Annotated in this window: 15 protein-coding genes and 2 pseudogenes; 9 read left to right on the top strand and 8 right to left on the bottom strand. The window is 60.3% G+C overall.

Annotated features, from left to right (window positions below; genetic code table 11):
* Positions 1-6: 6 nt before the first annotated feature.
* Positions 7-1,029 carry a LacI family DNA-binding transcriptional regulator gene (locus M728_RS19950; protein ID WP_051440883.1) on the bottom strand — a complete coding sequence of 341 codons (1,023 nt, stop codon included), beginning with the start codon at positions 1,027-1,029 and terminating at the stop codon, positions 7-9.
* Between the two features lie 112 nt (positions 1,030-1,141).
* Here M728_RS19950 and M728_RS19945 point away from each other — a divergent pair, with 112 nt between their 5' ends.
* The 5 genes from M728_RS19945 to M728_RS19925 all read left to right on the top strand — a co-directional run bounded on the left by M728_RS19945 (position 1,142) and on the right by M728_RS19925 (position 6,655).
* Positions 1,142-2,515: an ABC transporter substrate-binding protein gene (locus tag M728_RS19945; RefSeq protein WP_026620383.1), complete on the top strand. Its 1,374-nt coding sequence runs from the start codon at positions 1,142-1,144 to the stop codon at positions 2,513-2,515.
* A 76-nt stretch (positions 2,516-2,591) separates the two neighbouring features.
* Complete coding sequence (locus M728_RS19940) at positions 2,592-3,545, top strand: carbohydrate ABC transporter permease (protein ID WP_026620384.1); 954 nt, start codon at positions 2,592-2,594, stop codon at positions 3,543-3,545.
* 1 nt (position 3,546) lies between these two features.
* The gene (locus M728_RS19935; RefSeq protein WP_026620385.1) at positions 3,547-4,647 is read left to right on the top strand and encodes a carbohydrate ABC transporter permease; all 1,101 of its coding nucleotides are present in this window, start codon (positions 3,547-3,549) and stop codon (positions 4,645-4,647) included.
* Between the two features lie 5 nt (positions 4,648-4,652).
* Positions 4,653-5,717 (top strand): ABC transporter ATP-binding protein, encoded by a 1,065-nt coding sequence (locus M728_RS19930; protein ID WP_026620386.1) that lies wholly within the window; start codon positions 4,653-4,655, stop codon positions 5,715-5,717.
* A 53-nt stretch (positions 5,718-5,770) separates the two neighbouring features.
* Positions 5,771-6,655 (top strand): glycerophosphodiester phosphodiesterase family protein, encoded by an 885-nt coding sequence (locus M728_RS19925; protein ID WP_026620387.1) that lies wholly within the window; start codon positions 5,771-5,773, stop codon positions 6,653-6,655.
* Between the two features lie 171 nt (positions 6,656-6,826).
* Here the strand turns inward: M728_RS19925 and M728_RS19920 are convergent, their stop codons facing one another.
* Both M728_RS19920 and M728_RS19915 read right to left on the bottom strand, forming a co-directional pair.
* Positions 6,827-7,228 (bottom strand): GFA family protein, encoded by a 402-nt coding sequence (locus M728_RS19920; protein ID WP_084044416.1) that lies wholly within the window; start codon positions 7,226-7,228, stop codon positions 6,827-6,829.
* 370 nt (positions 7,229-7,598) lie between these two features.
* Positions 7,599-9,458, bottom strand: coding sequence for an ABC transporter ATP-binding protein (locus M728_RS19915; protein ID WP_026620388.1), 1,860 nt, complete (start codon positions 9,456-9,458; stop codon positions 7,599-7,601).
* Between the two features lie 238 nt (positions 9,459-9,696).
* Between M728_RS19915 and M728_RS19910 the strand changes: the two genes are divergently transcribed.
* The gene (locus M728_RS19910) at positions 9,697-10,542 is read left to right on the top strand and encodes a protein-L-isoaspartate O-methyltransferase (RefSeq protein ID WP_026620389.1); all 846 of its coding nucleotides are present in this window, start codon (positions 9,697-9,699) and stop codon (positions 10,540-10,542) included.
* 277 nt (positions 10,543-10,819) lie between these two features.
* Here the strand turns inward: M728_RS19910 and M728_RS19905 are convergent.
* A pseudogene (locus M728_RS19905) lies at positions 10,820-11,459 on the bottom strand (molybdate ABC transporter substrate-binding protein).
* A gap of 546 nt (positions 11,460-12,005) precedes the next feature.
* On the opposite strand from M728_RS19905, the gene M728_RS19900 reads away from it, so the two are divergent.
* Positions 12,006-13,448 (top strand): RtcB family protein, encoded by a 1,443-nt coding sequence (locus tag M728_RS19900; protein ID WP_084044418.1) that lies wholly within the window; start codon positions 12,006-12,008, stop codon positions 13,446-13,448.
* 221 nt (positions 13,449-13,669) lie between these two features.
* Here the strand turns inward: M728_RS19900 and M728_RS19895 are convergent.
* Positions 13,670-13,738 (bottom strand): annotated as a pseudogene (locus M728_RS19895) (hypothetical protein); the annotation flags it as partial.
* Between the two features lie 403 nt (positions 13,739-14,141).
* On the opposite strand from M728_RS19895, the gene M728_RS19890 reads away from it, so the two are divergent.
* Positions 14,142-14,516: a VOC family protein gene (locus tag M728_RS19890; RefSeq protein ID WP_026620390.1), complete on the top strand. Its 375-nt coding sequence runs from the start codon at positions 14,142-14,144 to the stop codon at positions 14,514-14,516.
* A gap of 3 nt (positions 14,517-14,519) precedes the next feature.
* Here the strand turns inward: M728_RS19890 and M728_RS19885 are convergent, their stop codons facing one another.
* The 3 genes from M728_RS19885 to M728_RS19875 form a co-directional block, all read right to left on the bottom strand.
* A complete protein-coding gene (locus tag M728_RS19885; protein ID WP_084044422.1) occupies positions 14,520-15,383 on the bottom strand; it encodes an AAA family ATPase in 864 nt (287 codons plus the stop codon).
* 353 nt (positions 15,384-15,736) lie between these two features.
* Positions 15,737-17,050 carry an aminotransferase class I/II-fold pyridoxal phosphate-dependent enzyme gene (locus M728_RS19880; RefSeq protein ID WP_051440879.1) on the bottom strand — a complete coding sequence of 438 codons (1,314 nt, stop codon included), beginning with the start codon at positions 17,048-17,050 and terminating at the stop codon, positions 15,737-15,739.
* Positions 17,051-17,168: 118 nt separating this feature from the next.
* Positions 17,169-18,251: a helix-turn-helix transcriptional regulator gene (locus M728_RS19875; RefSeq protein ID WP_198023386.1), complete on the bottom strand. Its 1,083-nt coding sequence runs from the start codon at positions 18,249-18,251 to the stop codon at positions 17,169-17,171.
* Positions 18,252-19,769: 1,518 nt separating this feature from the next.
* On the opposite strand from M728_RS19875, the gene M728_RS19870 reads away from it, so the two are divergent.
* The gene (locus M728_RS19870) at positions 19,770-19,991 is read left to right on the top strand and encodes a DUF6719 family protein (RefSeq protein WP_034883472.1); all 222 of its coding nucleotides are present in this window, start codon (positions 19,770-19,772) and stop codon (positions 19,989-19,991) included.
* Positions 19,992-20,020: the final 29 nt, after the last annotated feature.

Genomic DNA, 20,020 nt, shown 5'->3' with positions numbered 1-20,020 from the left:
CCCGCTCTACCGACGCGCTCTGACTGTTTCGCGAACAACAAGCTCGACCGGAACGTCGACGGAAATCGGCGGCAAGTCGGGATCGGCGAGGCGTCGGTCGAGAATTGATACGACGTCCCGGGCAATCCGCCTTGGATCCTGCCGTAGCGTGGTCAGACGGTAGGAGGACCAAGCGGCAATGGGCACATCATCGAAACCAATGACGGAAACATCGGCGGGCACCCGCAAGCCAACGTCACGAAAGTGATCGAGCACGCCGAACGCCATGAGGTCGGTCACGCAAAAGACCGCGTCAGGCGCCGGGCCGCTCCCCAGCAGCTGACGCGCCGCCTCTCGCCCGCCATCATAGTCGGCAAGTCCTGCCCGGACGATCTTCGCTTCGAACCCGGAAGCCGCGGCAAATTCGGCGAAGGCACGCTCGCGGACGGCGAGACACGGGCTCGGGTTCGCCCGGTTGATCACGGCGAAACGGGAGGCTCCTGCCATGCACAGGGCCTCGAAAGCCTGCTGCGCGCCATCGCTGTCGTCGCAATGGACGCTGTCGAGGCCGGTCTCCCCCCGATTCACCAGGATCAGCGGCTGTCCGTTGCGCCGCGTGAGCTCGACAAGACTGGCGGGCGGCGAGCCCGAGAGGAAGACTGTCGCCTCCGCCCGATAGCGCAGCAACTGCCGGCTGGCATTAGCCACGTCTTCCGCTGTGGGCCCGATGCTGATGATCACCGGCACATTGGCGCGCTCGATCAAAGCCCGCGAGAGGGCTGCGATCATCTGGGCCCGGAATGGAGAATCGGCGTCGGAGGTCACCAGTCCGACCAGCTGGCTTCGATTGGCGAGAAGCCCGCGGGCGAGGTCGTTGACCTGATATCCCAGCGCAGCGGCGGCCTCCTGCACCCGCGCAAGCGTTGCCGGTGCGATGCTTGCACCCGGGGTGAAGGCCCGCGAAACCGCCGAGCGGGAGACGCCCGCACGCTTGGCTACCGCCTGGGCGCTCACGAATCGGCCCTGACTGCTGTCTCTCGTATCCGACACCGGAACGACTCCGCTGGACATTCCCCGAAGCGCATTCATAATCGTGTTGCACAGCATTGCAACAATTAATGACGGCACGATGAAAACGTGTCGCTGCTGGGAGGAAATCAGGATGATTCATTGGAAATTCGGAACTGCTGCGCTTCTGAGCGCGGCATTGGCAGGCGGCAGTGTGGTCTTCCTTGCGGCAACGCCGTTGTTCGCTCAAGAAACTGTGAAGCTCGAGCTCTGGTCACGTCAGGATCCGTCGGGGCCGCTGCGTCCCGGCAATGTGGTCAAGGCTGCCGAGCGGCTGAACAAGGAACTCGAAGCCGAGGGTTCCACCAAGCGCGTCGAGGTCGTCGTGCGCGAGAGCCCCGCCAAGGGCTTCGACGACGACGCACTGCAACTTCTCAAGGTATTCGGCGTCGGCGAAGGCCCCGATATGTTCATCGCCGCGCACGAATGGATCTGCGCCTTCCAGGAGGACGGCTTCGCCCTTAAGCTGGACGACTATATCGCTAAGTATCCTCAGCACTTCGGCACAATCTTTCCGTCGCTATGGTCATCTGCGAAGTGTCCCGACGGCACCTACGCCATACCGCAGGACGCCGAGGCGAGAATGTTCTTCTACAACAAGAAGCTCCTGCGCGAGGCCGGCTACGATGCTGCCTTCGTCGACTCCATGCCGGAGCGTACCTTGTCGGGTGACCTGACCATGGACGAGGTGCTCGACATCGCCAAAAAGGTCGTCGACAAGACCAAAGCACAATACGGCGTGCTTCACCGGCCGAACAAGGGGCCGGACTACATCATGGTCTTCAACGCCTACGGCAACGAGTTCGTCGACCCGCAATCCGGCAAGCTGCTGCTCGAGCGGGACAAGCTCGCTGCCGCCTTCGGTTGGTTTGAACGCGGAGTAAAGAACGGGGTCATTCCGGCCAACAACACCGCGATGGAATTCGATGCGCTTCGCAAGGAATTTTACAGCGGCAATGCCGCATTCTGGATGTACGGCATATGGGATCTCGGCAGTGTCGCGTTCCCGACCTACGGTCTGCCGCAGGACGAGAAGGCCTTCTTCGCGGACTGGGGCTGGATCGCAGGGCCGGCGCCCAAGAAGGGCGGGTCGCCGGTCAGCCTGACCCATCCAATCGTCTATGTGATCGCTGCCGATACGAAGGAGCCGGAGCTTACAGTTCGTCTTCTTGGCCACGCTTCGGCGGCCGACCTCAACACCGATCACGCGGTCACGACGACCCATCTCGGTATCAAGCCCGAGCAACTGGAAGACCCCCGCTATGCCAAGGCCTGGCCACTCGCCAGGGCAACCGAACTGCTCAAGATCACCAAGTTCCTGCCGAACAACGCTCAGTTCGGCGATCTCAACGGCATCATCTATGCCGGAATCCAGGGCATAGAATCGGGGCGGCTGTCGGCGCAGCAAGCGGCCGATTTCGTGATCGAGGAGGCGTCGTCCACCCTTGAAGACGTGATCGTCAAATAGGTCCGATCGCTCTCGCGACCGACGATCCGGGCCGCCGGATTGTCGGTTGCGGAGGGTCCGCCAAGCGAGCCCAATCATGACGACGATAGCAGATGAACTCACGATCGAGCGGCGCGGCCATGCGGGTTCGGCGGCGCGCAGGCGCACCAACTTTGTGATCTTTCTCGGCCCGGCGATCGTCCTTACGGTCCTCTTCTTCGTCGTTCCGGTGATCATCGATATCGCAGTGTCGTTCACCGACCTCAGCCGCTCGCTCCGCATCACCGAGTTCACCACCGAGCAGTACGAGAAGGTCTTTCGAACCGATCGCCGCTTGTCGCAGGTCATAGGGCTGACCTTCATCTACGTCTTCGGCACGCTGGCGATCTTCAACGTGACCTTTGGCCTGATCCTCGCCATCACCACCACCGCGATCAGGAACGTGTCCGGCAGCTTCTTCCGGGGTGTGTGGCTACTGCCGCGGATGAGTCCGTCGGTCCTTTACATCCTGCTCTGGCTGTGGGCGGTGAGCCCCACCGAAGCCGGCCTCGTAAACCAGGTCCTCATGCAGGCGTTCGGCCTCGACGCACCGCTCGACCTTTTGACCTCGGCGCCGATCGCGCTCATCATCATCTCGAACGGCTTCATCGGCGCTTCGATGGGCATGATTATCTTCACCGCTGCGATCCGCGGCATCCCCGAGCACCTGTTCCACGCTGCGGCAGTGGACGGCGCCGGAACCTTCGCAAAGATCCGCTTCATCACCCTGCCGGCGCTGCGTTGGCCGATCAGTTTTGTGACGATCTACCAGACACTCTCGCTGCTGGTCAGCTTCGAATACATCCTGCTCCTCACCAAGGGCGGTCCGTTCTACGACACCACCGTCTATGCGCTTTACGTGTACCGTCGCGCCTTCGAGAGCGGCCAATACGGCTACGGAGCCGCGCTGGCGCTCTTTCTCATCGTCATCGGCGTCGTCGTCGCGCTCATCGGCTGGCGCTTCTTTGACATGGAGCGCCTGCTGCAGCGCCCGCGTATCGAGGTGCACTGAGATGGCCGCGCAGGGTATCCCGATGGCGTACACGGCGGCATCAGAGCCGGCGGCCGATTGGGATGCATTGGCAGCGCGGGCGCGAGGCGTCCGGCGCACCAAGGCGGTCGTCCTCTATGCCTTCCTGATCGCCGTATCGCTGCCGATCATCCTCCCCTATTTCTGGCTCGTCACGATCGCCTTCTCGGCCAGAACCGGCGTTGCCGAGACAGCGGTTCTGTGGCGCTCCATGGTCGTGATCGTGCCGGCCGTCGTCGCCTTCTGGCTCACTGCCGCGCTCGCGCAAAGCCGTCGCCAGTTGTGGATCGGCATTGCGGCAGTCGCCGCCATCGCCGGCTTCGCCTTCGCCCTGCTGGTCGGCCCCGACCTGCACCTGGACAATTTCATCTTCCTGTGGGAGCCAGACTTCGCCTCCGTGGTGCGGTCGCGGATCGGGGAAGTCAAAGGCGCGGTTCAGTTTCCAAACGTCTGGCATGCCTTCGGCAACTCGATCCTGATCGCCGGCGCGCAGACGACAATCGTCGTCACCGTCGCCTCGTTGGCAGCCTACTACCTGTCGCGCTTTCAATTCCCCGGCCGCTCCTCGATGCTGCGCTCGCTCCTGGTGCTCCATGCTTTCCCCGTGCTGACGCTGATCGTGCCGATGTTCCTGATGCTCTACTGGATCGGGCTCCTCGATACGCTTTCCGGCGTGATACTGGTGCTCGTCGCCTTCGAGTTGCCGTTTGCGATTTTCATCATGAAGGGTTTCTTCGACGCAGTGCCGTGGGACATCGAGATGAGCGCGCTCACCGACGGCGCGTCGCGGCGGCAGGCATTCGTGAGCGTGGTGCTTCCTCAGGTGAGGAACGGCATCCTCGCCATCGCAGTCTTCACCTTCATCCGCGGCTGGGAAGAATACATCTTCGTGTTCACGTTCCTGATCAGAAACAGCAACTGGACAATGAGCCTGTATATGTACTGGGTGCGAGATGATGTCATGGGCGTCGACTACGGCGTCGTCTCTGCGGTCGGAGTCTTCTACCTCGTCCCCAGCCTCATCCTCTACATGGCCGCGCAACGCTATCTCATGCAAATGTCGATCGGCGGCGTGAAGGGCTGACGACCATGGCGAAGATCGAATTCCGTAACGTGGTGAAGCGCTTTGGCGCCGTCGAGGTGATCCCCGATATGAACCTCGTCATCGAGGACGGAGAGTTCGTCGCGCTTCTCGGCCCCTCCGGCTGCGGCAAATCGACGAGCCTGTTCATGCTCGCCGGCATCTATCTTCCGAGCGGCGGCGAGCTCCTCTTTGACGGCCACGTCGTCAATGAGGTCGAGGCCCGCGACCGTAATGTCGGCATTGTGTTTCAATCCTACGCGCTCTACCCCCACATGAGCGCGCGCGACAACATCCTCTTTCCGCTGCGCTTCAAGAAAACGTCGCGCGACCAAGCTCTCGCCCGGGTCAAGGCCACCGCGCAGCTTGTCCGGGTCGAGGAGCTCTTGGACCGTCGTCCCAGTGAGCTTTCCGGCGGCCAGCAGCAGCGCGTCGCTCTTGCACGCGCCCTCGTGAAGGAGCCGCAATTATTGCTCCTCGACGAGCCGCTCTCGAACCTTGATGCTTCGCTTCGTCTTTCCATGCGCACCGAAATCAAGTCGCTACAGGAGCAGCTCGGCGTCACGACCGTCCTCGTCACCCATGACCAGATCGAGGCAACGACAATGGCCGACCGTATTATCTGCATGCGCGCCGGCCAGATCGAGCAGGTCGGGACACCGGACGATCTCTATCTCCGGCCTTCGAGCCTGTTTGTCGCCGCCTTCATTGGCTCCCCGCCCATCAACCTCATGGCCGGCGAAGCCGCAGGCGGCACGGTCACAGTCAGCGGCGCAATATTCCCCGTCGAGGGTGCCTCGGGGTCGCTGACCATCGGCCTGAGGCCGGAACACCTGAGATTCGCTGAGACCGGTTTCGCGGGCCGGATCGCGCAGATCGAGCCGATGGGCCGTGAGATCCTCTATGTCGTCGAAACCAGCATGGGGGCAATCCGCGTGCTTGAACAGGGTTCTTCGGTCGCACACTCGACGGGCGAACAGGTGAACATCGATTTCCATCCCGAAAATTCACTTGTGTTCGACACGCAGCGACAGAAACTCATCACCGGTGCGCATGTCCGTGCACCCGATTGACAAGATCGAGCGGCAGCCGCCCATTTTCTCGAAGCGTAGAGGAGGACGCGCCGATGGCAGCGCTTGAGGCGAGCAGCCAGGCATCCAACACGCCGGCGGCGGTTGAGGGTCCCTATGGGCCGGTTCGGCTCAAGTGGCACAAACTGCGCACGCATCTCGCCGAAGCGCCCTTCAAGCGCTCGAACCTCGCACTTGGCTGGCAGCTCGGCGCGAGTCTCGAGATCGATATACTCGCCACCGCCGATCGCCGCTTTGCGGTTCTACACGATCCGACGCTCGGTCCCTCGACCACCGGACGCGGCCGCGTATCGCGCCTGCCGATCGCTTCGATCAGAGGACTCTTCCACCGCGCCGCGGACGGCACCCGCGATCCGGATGCGCCGGTGCTGTCGCTAGCCGATCTGGTGGCCCCGCTCCGAAGCCTGCAGAGATCGCCATCGGCGAACCTTCAGCTCGACCTCAAGCTGCTCGAGGGGCACGCGCTTACGGATTCGGCAGTGGCGGATGCGGCAGCGGCCGTGGCTGGGCTCGGGGATGCCATTGTTGTCGGTTCGCATCATCTGGATGATGCACGCCGACTCGTTGCCGCCATTCCCGGAGCCCGCCTCGGCTACGATCCGATGCTGGCGGTATCCCGACGGCCAGCTCTACGCAATCCCGAGCGGCTCCTGCGCCACATCGAGCGGCGCAGAACGGGCTTAAACCTTGCCTATCTCCGGTTCGACACCATCGTCGCCGCGGAAAGTCAAGGATTCCCGTTGGTCAAGCACCTGTTGGACCTCGGCATTGAGACCGACGCCTGGACTGTCAATCCTGGCGTTGGGATCAGCGACGCCGTACTGCATACCCTCCTGGAAGCGAAAGTGCGCCAGATCACGACCGATGCTCCGAGCGAGATCTTCCGCTTGATCCGGTTTTCCGCAAATGCGGTTCCCTAGTCGGACGTTCGTCCGGTAGCTCCGGATGCCATCACGCTCGAGTGCGCCAAAACAGAACGCCCGCATTTCACCCCTTTGTGACGATGGAAGGGGAGAATCGACCCTAAGCAGTCGGCGGCATCCGCACCAGGAATGGCACGGTTCGGCCCGAAGCGGTCATTTGGTCATGCCCTACGACCAAAGATCGCGCACACATCGCCCTTTAGAAGGAAGGTCCTCGAACGTATCGAGGCCGTCGAAATGATCGATGGGCAGGTCGTAAACAGCATCTGGCGGCGCAAGACGCAGGTTTACGGCCATACGTCGACGGCCATCCGTTTCAAGCCGCAAGCCACGCCAACCGAGCACGCAAGCACATGTTGGGCAGAACAATATCTCAGCCGATGACTTCTCCCTACCTGCCCGTGTATAGGATGCCGTCTGCCCGGTGATGGCGACCCGCTCTCCTTCATAGTCGTATGCCCACAGGGCGCCGTAGCGTCGGCAGCGCGTACAATTGCACGCCGTGATCGAGCCAGGATCACCTTCGAGCGTCCAACTCGCTTTTCCGCAATGACATGAGCCTGTCAGCATGACCGCCCTTTTTCAATCGTGGTGTTTAATGAAGACGGTATCCTGCCCCAATAACGCAATGTCTGCAAATGGCGCAACTTGTTCGATCAGATGAGCAGGACGAAGGCCGTCTTCTACAAATCGGTCATTCGCGGAGAACACGTGCTGGCCCGCACCAGGCATCGCACATTTTGCGGCAAACGGCGATTATCGTGAAGGTTTTCGATGCGGACCGTGGCCTGACGATGGCGGCTGGCCCTGTGTCGGCTGCATCGAAAAACCTTCACCAAGGAGGACGCTCGCCCGGGCACGGGCGGAACAGCCGCTTTGCCGCCTCGACGCGGCTCGCTGCTCCTAGCGGCATGGAATTGAAGACGGCCGCGGAGTCGCTTCATGTCGCCTCAACCGTATCGGCAATGTAGCCACCCGTCTGCCGCTTCCATAGCCGGGCGTAGAGTCCGCCCCGTTCGAGCAGCGCCGACGGCGTTCCTTCCTCGACGATGCGACCTCTATCGAGCACGACGATCCGGTCCATGCTGGCAATGGTGGAGAGGCGATGCGCGATAGCAATCACGGTCTTTCCCTCCATCAATAGGGCGAGCTTGTCCTGCACCGCGGCCTCGGCTTCGCTATCCAATGCTGACGTCGCCTCGTCGAGCACAAGGATCGGCGCGTCCTTGAGCAGGACGCGGGCGATGGCGACGCGCTGGCGCTGGCCTCCGGACAGTTTTACCCCGCGGTCGCCGACGAAGGCGTCATAACCAACACGGCCTTCGCTGTCCTTGAGGTTGGCGATGAAGCCGTCCGCCTCGGCCAGCCTCGCGGCATGCTCCACCTCTTGACGCGAGGCACTTGGCCGGCCGTAGCGGATATTGTTGCCGACCGAGCGATGCAGCAGCGACACGTCCTGGGTGACCACGCCGATGCTTTCACGCAGGCTCGCCTGCGTCACGTTGCGTATATCCTGCCCGTCTATGCAGATGGCGCCGCCTTTCAGATCGAAGAAGCGGAGGAGCAGGCTGACCAGGGTCGACTTGCCGGCGCCGGAGAGCCCGACCAGCCCCACCTTCTCGCCGGCACGCACCGTGAGCGATAGGCCTTCGATCACCCCTTGTCCCTGCCGGTATTCAAACTGCACGTTCCTGAACTCGACCTCGCCGGCCCTCACGGTGAGCGACCTGGCGTCCGGCACGTCGATGATGGTCGGCGGTGTGGTGACGACGGGCATGGCGTCGCGGATCGTTCCCACCGCCTGAAAAATCTGCTGGCCCATCTGCAGGAAAGCACGCGAGTTCGCGTTGAGCCGCAGCACGATAGCGATCGAGGCGACGAACTGGCCGATGGTGACGAAACCGTCCACAAGCCCCCAGAAGCCTATGACGGAATTGGCGAGTATCAGGACGGTATTGAGCAGGATGACGCTCGTGTCGGTCGTCAGGTGGATGCGCCTTTCGCGCTGCTGGCTCTCGATTGCATTCGCCATGATCCTGCGCATCGCCCCCGCCTCGCTGTCCTCCGCCGCGAACAGCTTCACCATCTGGATGTTGCTGTAAAGGTCGGTCATGGCGCCGACGACGAGGCTGCGCGCGCGGGCGGTCTTGCGCGAACGCTCGGAAAAACGCGGCACCGCTGCCGCCGCAAGCGCGATGTTGGCCGCGATCCAGACGAAGACGGGGAGCGCCAGCGGCCAGGACAGCGCGCTGAGCAGAACGAGGGAGCCGACAAACTGCACCAAGAAGAGCGGCACTTGATAGAAGGCCACGACGATCTGCTGCTGCACGGCAGACGCGACCTGGGAAATGCGCGCGGCCACCTGGCCGGCGAAGAGATCGTGGAAGAAGGCGAGGTCCTGGCGCTCCACCGCCTTGTGACCCTGCCATTGCATCGCGGCCGGCATGCACACCGCCACGGTCTGCGAGTTCAGCGCGTTGCCGAGGAAGATCAGCAGCGGCAGCACCGGGAAAACCAGCACGCCGAGAACGGCCAGCGTCGGCCATTTCTCTTCGAGGAAAGCGGCCGCGCCCTTCGCAGTCACCCCGTCCACGACAAAGGAAATGCCCCAGATCGTCGCGAGGTTGATGCCTTCGATAGCGATCATCAGCATGGCGACGGCCGCGAGCGCGCCGCGGAACATCGAGGCGAAATGCATAAGAAGCGCGAATGGTCCGCGTGACGGCAGCGGCGTGTAAGGAATGTCGAGCGGACGAATGAGCGTCTCGAAGGGGCGATAGATGAGATCCGAAAACGACATGGCGGCTCCGGCTAATGAAGAGAAGGGGGCGGCGCGAAGGGACTCATGGTGACTAGAGCACGGATCCTACCTCCTGCGCCAATCCGGACAGAATGCGAACGAAGCGAGCGCAATGCAACTCCTGATGACAGAAGATCTAAGCTTTTCATCTGAGGGCTGTCTGCTATAGCCTGGGCCCGACCGGGAGTGGAGTGGACATGCGGCCGAAAATATCTTGCCGATGGACGGAGGGAGGGTAATGACTAGAAATCGCCGAGCCAGTTTGGATGAAATACGCGCATTCCACGCAAAGATGATGGCGATTGCCAGTAACTCAGCAGATGAACGGCTTGAGCGGATCTTTGAGCTTGTCCCGCGCGAGGCGTTCCTGGGTTCCGGGCCGTGGCAGATCAAAGTCAATCGCCGTTACGTAGAGACGCCCAGCGCCGATCCCTCTTATCTCTATCAGAATGTCCTTGTCGCACTGGATGTCACGAAAGGTATCAACAACGGCGAACCGTTCCTCCATGCAGCCTTGATCGGCGCGGCTGCCCCCAAGCCTGGCGAGATGGTAATCCATGTAGGCGCGGGAACGGGCTACTATACCGCTCTGCTCGCGATGCTGGTGCTGCCAAACGGGCATGTTCAAGCTTTTGAGATCGACCGGCGTCTAGCCGGCCGCGCGCGGGAAAACCTCGAGCCGTTCGAGGGCGTTGCAGTCACCAATGATGATGCGACCGCTCTGCCCATGCGGAGCGCCAATCTCGTCTATGTGAGTGCCGGCGTCGTCGCGCTTCCAGCGCATTGGCTCAAAGCACTGCTCCCCGGGGGCCGGATAATCTTTCCTTGGCAGGCAAACAAGAAGACCGGTCTTGCAGTCCTGATCACTCGGACAGCTTCGGGCTACCAAGCCCGGCCACTGATGCCATCTTGGTTCATTCCCTGCGTCGGTGCATCGGATGGTGCCGAATGCAGCAAGTTGCCAAGTTCGGCCGACGCCTGGTCGATACGATCGGTCTGGCTGACGCGGGATCGCTCGCCAGACGAGACGGCCGTTGCAATCTACAAAGACCTGTGGTTTTCAAGTGCGGTGGCCAGACCTTAAAATTGATCCGTTCTTTCGCGACCTTTGATGCCGACCAATCTTTTCAGCGACTCGGACGCGGCAGCTTTCGTCACCAGAGAAAACCAACGTCGCAAACGGCGCGCTCGACGTCGGCTAGTAACGCCTTCGACCCAGAGCGGACGCTTGGGCACTAGCACGAGGTTGCCACCGCGACGCCCATCAGCCGATCGCCGTGAGCCGATCGCTGCTTATCAAGTATGCCCTCAGCGACGCTCTACGCCCTTTGCCGCCAAGGTGTCATCGACGTCAGCCGACATCAGAAACTCCGACAGTTGCTTGGCGGCTTCCGTGTCCCTTGGATCGGCGCTGATGCCATGGTGAAGTCGATATAACTTTGGAGTTCCGCCGGAAACCGACCGACAAGCATGACATCGGGAGCGGCGGCGAGAATTGAAGTCACGGGCACGACCGCCAACTCGGCTTCCCCACGGGCTACAGCCAGCGTTGTCTGCCCTCCTGGTGTGGCCACCAGCCTGGGCTTCAGCTTGTCCGCTATTCCCAGGCGCTCCAGCAAACCAGAGAAGTAGCCGCCGCTGGGTCCGTCAGCGGCGTAGGCGATTGATGCGGCGCTCTTCAATGCGTGTTCGAACGCCTCCACGGACCCTATGTCGAGCGGGTCGACTGCCTGCCCTGGCGGCCACGCCCATTGCTATTCGACCAAACGCTACCTGAGTCCCCGACTTGACCTTTCCTAAGGCGGTCAGCTCCTGAACCAAATGTGGATTGGTGATGACGAGGTCAAAAGGCTCCCCGGCCTCAATCTGCTTCCTTACTGCCGGATTGAGCTCGAACTTGACCGCAACTTTGTATCCTGTCGCCGCTTCGAACTGAGATAAGAGAACAAGGACGGCGGGTCGAACCGCAATAGCGCCAAAAAGTCGGATGTCCTGATTCATGGCTTATCCTCAAATCGGTAGAGACGACTTCGTTCCATTGCGTATATAGCGTATTCAGCGTCATGCCGGGAATGCGGAAGCTGGTTCGCAGATCGGCGGAAGCAGCGTGATCACCCTCACCGCGAAGGAACGCCGGGCTCCCGACTGCAGCCCGAGGTAAATCGGAGTCACTCGAAACCTCCGAATGCCCGCTCGTGGCAGCGGGAACCGGACCCGAGCTGAGCGGGAGCCGAACTTCTGCTCTCCACCCACCTGAGACGATCGATGAATGGACGCCGATGCGACTGCCGCGCTCGGTGTTTGACGACACTGGGACAACGGGGATTGGCGGCTCTGCGCCCGGGCGTATGGTCCTCTCGCTGATCAATTGCGTAGCGAGTATAAGCCTTCTGAGGAGTTCCGCCCCAATCAGCTGTTTAGACCTGATGACCGCATTCTAAGCCCACCGCTTGAGTCGAGGTATTGTGTTCTCCTTCGCTCCATGCCATACGCACCCGCACTCCGTATTGCCGCGGCTGCTGAACCTAGGCACTCACGGAGAACAACATGAACGCGCCATCATTTATCTGCCGCACCAGCAACATTGCTGGGCATGTCATCAGGTCTGTCGTAGCCTACGACGAGCCGGACAGGAACTTTTCGCACTCACTTGCAGATCTCGCGAGCGCTTTGCCGACACCCGACGCGATGGCGCAGAAGAATGCCTCCCTTCGGGCCGTAGCCACGACCCCCGACTTTCATCCAGGCAAGCCCGTACCTGTCGGCGTTGTAGCTGACGTCGAAGGCGCGGTCCTTCCGCACATGATCGGATCTGACATCGGTTGCGGGATGCGCATGGTCGTTCTCGACGATGTCACGGCCGATCAGTTGTCGACGCCGCTGCTCGACCATCATCTTCGACATCTCTTCTTTCAGGGTGGACGCGATATCGCACTGACGGGGTTGGATCGGCACGCGATTCTGCGCGAGGGATTACCTGCGCTTCTCGATAACCTGCAGCAGAAAAGCACGGGCCTGCTTGCCAAACTGGATCTTTCGCGGGCGTGGGCCGATCTTGAGCGCCATTCGGACAATGGCGCTTTCGCATGCGAGCACATCGATCCCGATTTTGCAGATTATGCGCAGATCAATGGTGACCACCGCCGTGATGCAATTCTCGGTACGATAGGTGGCGGAAATCACTTCGTTGAACTTGGCTGTGTCGATCACGTTGTAGATGGCGCATTCGCCAGGACAGCCGGCCTGAAGGCGGGCTCGATCATCCTTGTCGTCCACTCCGGTTCCCTCGACTTTGGACAGCGAGTTGGCACCGCAACCAGAGTGAGATCGAGGTCTGATTCCAGAACTGGCGAGGATTGGCGGGTGCTCTCTATGGAGGCGCAACCACATCTCTATCGAAGATACATGAATGGCCATGCGAATGCGGTGAATGCCGCATTTGCCAACCGCTTCTTTATCGGACTTGCGGCAGTGGAGGCTGTAGCGCGTGCGTTGGGACGAGAGGTCGGGCACCGTCTTATTTACGACGCCCCACACAATACCGTTTGGGAAAGCGGAAACATCGTGCGCCACAGAAAAGGTGCCTGCCCAGCTAGAGGTGTTGGTGTCCTGGCCCCTAGTCCATACGAATGGCTTGGCGAGCCAGTCATTCTGCCCGGCTCAATGGGAGATGGCACATGGCTACTTGCCGGACGCGGTTCGACTGACTTTCTAGACTCAGCCGCCCATGGAGCGGGACGTAAGCTCTCGCGGCAGGAAGCGCGCTCGAAAACGAATACAAGCAATGGGCTGCGCGTTATCGGCCCTGTCGATCCGCAAAGCGCGGCTTTGCGTGGCCGGCAGGATATCGTGGCCGAGATCCAGGCTCGTCTCAACGAAGAAGCGCCAGCAGCATATAAGCCAATCGACAGCGTCGTAGAGCCCATGGTCGAAGCGGGGATGATAACGAAAGTTGCGAAGATTAGCCCGCTGATCACGGTGAAGGGATGATGCACGCGCATGACGACGGGAACGGTTTTGCGTCGTACCCATTCAGCTTCCGCCGGCCGACTTCTGCCGATTTCCGCACTAAACCACGTCCCCTTTCGATCAGATCGCGGCTGCGACCCTCCCTCCGCGAATGGTTGCCGGAGGATTTCCGTTCCGACCAAATTGCCTGGTGAGCAGCCCATGACGCTTTTGAACGCTGCGCCGACGCTCTCGGACTCATAGCCGAGCGACGATGCGATCGCAGCGATTGATTGCTGGGTATTCGCCAGCCTGTCCCCGGCCAGGAGCATGCGCCAGCGCGTCAGGTAGTCGATCGCTGAGAGGCCGACCTTTTCCTTAATTTACGGCGAAGGTCGTGCGAGACATGCCGACGTGGTGGGCGAGCTCCTGTAAGGTCCCAGGCCGTACAGGCTGACAACCTAGTTGACCGGCTGGCGACGCGTTGCTGCTTGCTGAACCTTGAAGACGCCTCGTTGTGGCGGCAGGGGCAAACTATGATGACAGAAAAGGCAATGTTTGCCGTCGACGCCAAAATACGACTGGTGTGAATTTCAATGGCTTAGACGAGCATAAGGGCAAAATAGCGTGGCAATCGACACTTGGAGCCGCAAGCAGACATTGCAGGGCGCGCAGCTGGGAAGCATGCTCCGGTTGCCTTTCCGCCAGGGCAGGCCCAACACTTCAGGTGAACTCATGTTTGATCACGTCAAGTTCGGAGTCAGCGACTATGCAGCGAGCAAAGCGTTCTTTCTCAAGGCACTCGAGCCGCTCGGCGTCGCTGTTGTTTCGGAGGGGCCGCCTTCGTACGGTGTCGAGCTTAGCGCAAAGGGCAAGGCTTCATTGTGCCTGCATCAAACCGACGAGAGGCCGGCGCATCTTCACTTGGCGTTCACGGCCGAGAATCGCCAGCAAGTCGAAGCTTTCTATCGCGCAGCTCTGGAGGCGGGTGGCAAAGACAATGGTGCGCCAGGTCTGCGCCCGCACTACCACGCGAACTACTATGCAGCTTTCGTCATTGGTCCGGACGGGCATAACATCGAAGTGGTTTGCCACGAACCCGGGGCCTAGTCCTTATCCAGGGGACGTCCATAAGCGGAGCTTTGCCCACTTGCGGCCGCCTCTCACGCGTTGAACGTCTGCTTTCAGCCCTAAAAGCCGGCATACCGGATCAACGCCTGGGTTCAACCCCGATTGCTTGGTCAAATTGAGACTCGAATGAGGCCTGTCCGGAGAGAGAGGTGACGTTTTGTACCGGAGACATGGATAACACTTTTCGCTTTTTTGCAGAGGTGTTGGTGCCGTGAGTGTGTCGTTGCACGAAAGGTTCATCCGTTGCCGACGGAGCAACAGATTGTAGAGCTCAATGTAGCCTCCACGGGGCCGGCCTCTCCTTCGCAATAAGGCAGGCTTGGCTGGTGGCGCACCGCACGGCGGCGCGAGGCACGCAACCTTGGACAGTATCTGGTCAACCGTGTGGGCTACCGGCCGTCGCGTGTCGATCTCGAAATCCGATGACTCACGGAGCAGTGGCTCGACCGCTTCGATCAGCTCGGCAACCTTGCGCTGCTCGCCCGCTGTTTGACCGTATCCTTCGCCCGACCGCCCTCTCAGCCGGTCCATGATCGTCTCGAGCGGCGCAGACAGAAGGACGATCATGTCGATCACATCGAACAACTTGTCCATATTCTCGGCGCAACCGCTAACGAACAGGTTTTCCCGCTCGTTAAGCAAAAGGAGGTCTCTGACGCGATCTTCCCGCCATACCCAATCCTGTCCATCTCTGGGCGCCAGGTCGTCGCCCTGAGCGGCATCGACCCAGTGTGACCATTCGGGCACGTCCAGATCAATCGCCCGATGACCTCGCCGCGCAAGCTCTGCGATCACCGCAGATTTGCCTGTTCCCGACATGCCAGTAATTAGGATACGCTTCGTCATCGATCTCCCAGCTCCGTCACATCGCGCGAGGCTTCCGGCGCGTCTATATGAGGGAGCATGAGCCGGCAGAACAGTAAAGCGGTAATGCGTCCCTTTGTGGCGACTTCGCGTCTCTTCTAGAGTGGGATGGTGCAGCAGTACAGGCACTTAGCGGGATGACCGCCTTGAGCGGATACGAACCGAAGACCCAAATAAAGAGCGGAATAAAGCAACCCGATCAGAGAGACCTCCGCAGTTGCAGTTAATTTGAGAACTCTTCCGTCTCGGATTCTCCATTGAGAGCCAAGCCCAACTGAGACAGACGCATACGCACTTTTGGCTGCCAGGCAACAGGGGTCGGCCCGCCTTGGCGTTCACTGCAGCGCCATTACGCGGTCATCAGCTCTGAACTGCCCGGAGATTTCCCGAAGCGCCCGCTCTCTTGCTTTTGTCGCGATCTCGATGAATTCCGCAATCTGGCACTCGTCATGGTCGGCCATAACCTGAAGCCGCCAACGGCACTTGTTCGTCGGAACTGCCGGATGCTCGACCAGATTCACGATACCGCCCATCCCGATCGCGAATTTCGTCATTACCCTCGCAAGATGCACGTCGCCTAACATCACAGGGACGATCGGGCTAGCACGGCCTATCACCCTGAACCCCGCCTCTGCCATCCCCGCGCGAAGCATGTCTGCGTTACGCAACACACGCGTCCTTCTTTCGTCTCCCTCTCTGCTTTGCACGACGTCCAGGGCAGAAAGTACCACCGCACTCTGCACAGGCGTCATGGCATTGGTGAAAGTTGACGGGCCGCAGTTACCCCTCAGTCCGAAACGGAAGCCTCGGCTATTCGTAGCGACGAAACCGCCCGTGGAGGCGAAAGTCTTCGAAAATGATCCGACCACAACGTCGACCTCGCCAAACAGTTCCTGCTCTTCTAGAATGCCCCGTCCGCCAGTTCCATAAACCCCGAGATCGTGTGCGCAGTCGACGAGCAAGGTAGCGTCGTATTCACGGCAGAGCTTTACCAGCGGACGGACATCAGGAGTATCGCTATCCATCGAGAAAAGCGTCTCGGTCACGACGAGTATCCCCGCTGTCGTATCCGCTGCCCGTATTGAGCGAAGCCTACGCTCGACACCTTCGGTCGAGAGGTGCGGAAAGCGGTGGACGTTTTGCGTCGCATCCGCTGCCGCTTCCTGCAGGCAGGCATGTGCGAGCATGTCGATGACAACGTGATCGTGTTTGCGGACAAGGGTTTTGACGGCTCCGTATCCCGCGGCCCAGCCGATCGGGAACACGACGCAGTCATGATAGCCCAGATATTCAGCGAGCCGTTTTTCGAGAAGGATCGAAAGTGCCGTGTTGCCCATGAGACCCGCCGAACCGGCGCTGTGGCATCCGAATTGCCTGAGGGCAGAAATCGCAGCATCTATGACTTCTGGATGGGAAGCGAGACTCAGGTACTCCTGGCTCGCGAAGTTCAATCCCGAGAAAGAGGTTCCGTCGCGGTATGTCCCCCGGACAATAGGTGTAATGCGGCCTTGCGTGATCTTCTGGAAGGAATCGAGTCCCGCCGCCAATCTCGCGTTCCACCACTCACCAACCGCATCCCAACGCGACTGCAGGTCGACCCTGCTTCCGTCGTAGTGATCGAGCGCCGTACCTTCGAAGACCTTGTCCATCCTTGCCCGCCCCAATTGTAATGCCGCGCTCGCAGAGCGCAACGATCGCCGAGCGTATCAAGCGGGGACAATCGGCATCTTCACCCGCGCGGGTGAAGATTGGGCTGTGGTTTCGGCGTCAATGTCCCCTGAATTTCCGAACCAGCTCAAGCTGGCTGGCAACGCCCAGTTTGGCGAAAACCGACTTCAGCTGCGTGCGAACCGTTTCTCGGGAAAGACTGCGCTCGTCGGCAATCTGCCGGATCGACTTTCCGGCGATGATCGCCTTGGCTACCTCGGTCTCCCTGGAGGACAGGGCGTATCGCGACAGGGAATCGCCCAGCGCCAACGGCTTCATGAGGACCGCGACGGACGGCCCCATCAGAAACTCTCGCAGGGTGTCGGACTGCATCCTGACCATTGTGATTTCCAGCCGCTTCTCGTGCAAGCCGAGCTCAGATCTCCGCACCCTGTCAGTCGAGTATCTGCGGCACATGCCCTTTAGCATGTCCTGAAGGCTGCCCGTCGCAAAGACGACGGCCCTGTTCGGAGCGAGACGGAGCCCGCAGTCCTGGTCGATGAGGGACTCGGCCGTTCCGTTTAGCATTCGTACTCGTCCATCCTCGTCAACGATGACCAAGCCTATTCCCGCGGCGTCAAGCAACTGGCATTGAGCCCGTGAGCCATCGCTGTCCTTCGCGCTCGAGCGGTGATACGAGAAAGCACGCGCGAGATGGGGTGACAGCTCGGTGAACAAGTCGGCCAATTTGGCGCTGGATTGATGATCTTTCGCGGACATCAGCGTCGTCAGCACGAAGGAGCGCCCTTTGTCGCGGAAAACGGTCAGACCTGCTCCGCCTTCCAAACCGCCCTTGAGCAGGTAATCGTTGTAGAACTCGGTCCTGCGAAGAAGGTCCGCATCGAACATATGGTCGGAAGTGACCCCGACGCCGACGCGGCGCACTGCGGCCTTCGGCATCCAGGGGTTGATTGTATTGTAGTGGGCGTTGTAGGCGGCGACCTCGTCGTCAGTGTAGCCGGAGGTCAAGGAAAAATATCCCTGACGTACGACGGAGTCATAATACATGAAGGTTGTCTTAGCATGGCGCATCATGCCATTCAGTTGATCCAGAAATTGCTTCCATTTCCCGTGTTCGAGCAGCGAGCCGTAAATCAGCTCGATCAACTCGTTCCTGAAGCTAGAGTCATCCAGTTTTTGCATGCGGCCACCCCACCGCATAAGTTGCACATCGGCGCTTGCGCAACAAGGATTACTCGTGCGGCTAGCCCGATTGGACTAGCGGCCCGTAATGCGCACTGATTGATTGTTTGGCTTCAGAGACTGCGGTGCGGCCGCCTCCTATTTCCAAGTTCAGAGACGACGGCCTACCCCCTTCGGCTTTCTTGCTTGGACATTGGCGAAGCGCGTACCACATCGACTAAAGCGTAATGTAGCGGCTTTTCGATTGTGCGGCTTTTTAGCTTTTTTAGACTAACGCTGTCTTCTCGATCAGGTCATCTGGTGCTCCCGAACCGGCGGAGCACGTTGCGGGCGCTTCCACGACCTCTAAGCGAGGGCGTTGAACTGAGCCCGCCCGAAGCCGAAATACCACCGGCGCCAGAATGCAACGTCCCGAACAATAGTGCTTGTGGCGCACACCGCTTGGACACCCGGAGGCGATCCTCCAAGCCACTGGGCACCTGGCGGTCCGCAACCGGGACTGTCCATTCATACCGCTCTGGAGCCTGGTTTGGATATTCGGAGCGTGTGACGGTCTCAGTGATGAGACGACCTGAAATCAGCCGCCGCAGTAACGCCTCCTGGACACATCGCTCTTACCCACGCAGATAGTTCTCGCCATGACAGCCGGGTTCTGTTTGGAAAGCTTGCCCCCGCTCAAACGCTCTGCGTCCGCGACGGTCTTCTGCCATTCCTGCCCGTTCAGATCTCGTTTTTGCGCCAGGAACCATCCGAACGATCTGCCTCGTATGGCTTGACGAAATGCCGCGTCAATCGCTGTCTTGTTTTTTATGGCGGCGAAAACCCGAGCTCTCACGGGCTTTCAATCGGCGGTGCACCCGTACACATAGAATCCGTTAAAACCAGTAGCGATCACGGCTACCGCGCCCGGAGTGGCGAGTGTAAGCGCGGCAGTAGCCACTAACACTATGGTGAAGTGAGGTCTCATCTGTAGCCTCATGCAAACGTTCAATAAAAGAGGAGCCCAGGAAGGCCTCACGAGTGCGCAAGAAACCGTGTCACCTGAAACTTTGCCTTGCACCGCCTCGTGAAGATCTCAAGTGTCCAGCAGTCCGAGAATGGGAGCTCAGATTGAGGACTTCTTGCAGATCGCCGAACCGTCGCCCCCCACGCGGCAAGTGATGAGTTCCCGAGTAGAGGCGTCGAAAGCCCCGAAGCCGCAGTCCGATCCGGCAAACATCCAGGGACCGCTGGATTGCGCTGAGGCTGAAGACATCAGATATCCGCTAGCCAATATTGCTGCAGCTACGAGCGCGATCTGTAGTGCTGTCATGTACTCCTCCCGTACATAAGCTTGAGGTTCGTCGAGGCGCCGACACACGCCGAGATCTGGGGGGCCCTCCGCGCGCCATGGTGACCAACAGTCGTACGAACATCCGGGCGTCGCATCCCCCAATTGGGGGAAGCAGGAGAATTCTCATTCGTGCAGGTTTGCCGGACGGACCACAACTGTTGTCCGCATGAACAGTGGAGAGGGAAATGAACCCAACGAAATACCTGGCAATTGGAACTGCCGCATTGGCGATCTCGGCATGCACGCAGACTTTAACCGCGGAGCCTGGCCCCGGTAAGTTGGCGTCTGGTGCGAAGGTTCTCGTGGACGACGGCACATGCCCCGAGGGCCAGATAAAACAGATTACCGGCGGAAATAACGCGGCAGGTATCGGCCGCAAACGGGAGTGTATAGCTCGCCCTGGCTAGCAACACCACAGCCCGGGGAGCGCATCTCC

Origin of the sequence: Ensifer sp. WSM1721 (genome assembly GCF_000513895.2) — a bacterium.
In the GTDB taxonomy this organism is placed as follows: Bacteria; Pseudomonadota; Alphaproteobacteria; order Rhizobiales; family Rhizobiaceae; genus Sinorhizobium.
This window is presented reverse-complemented; position numbering and strand designations above follow the sequence as displayed.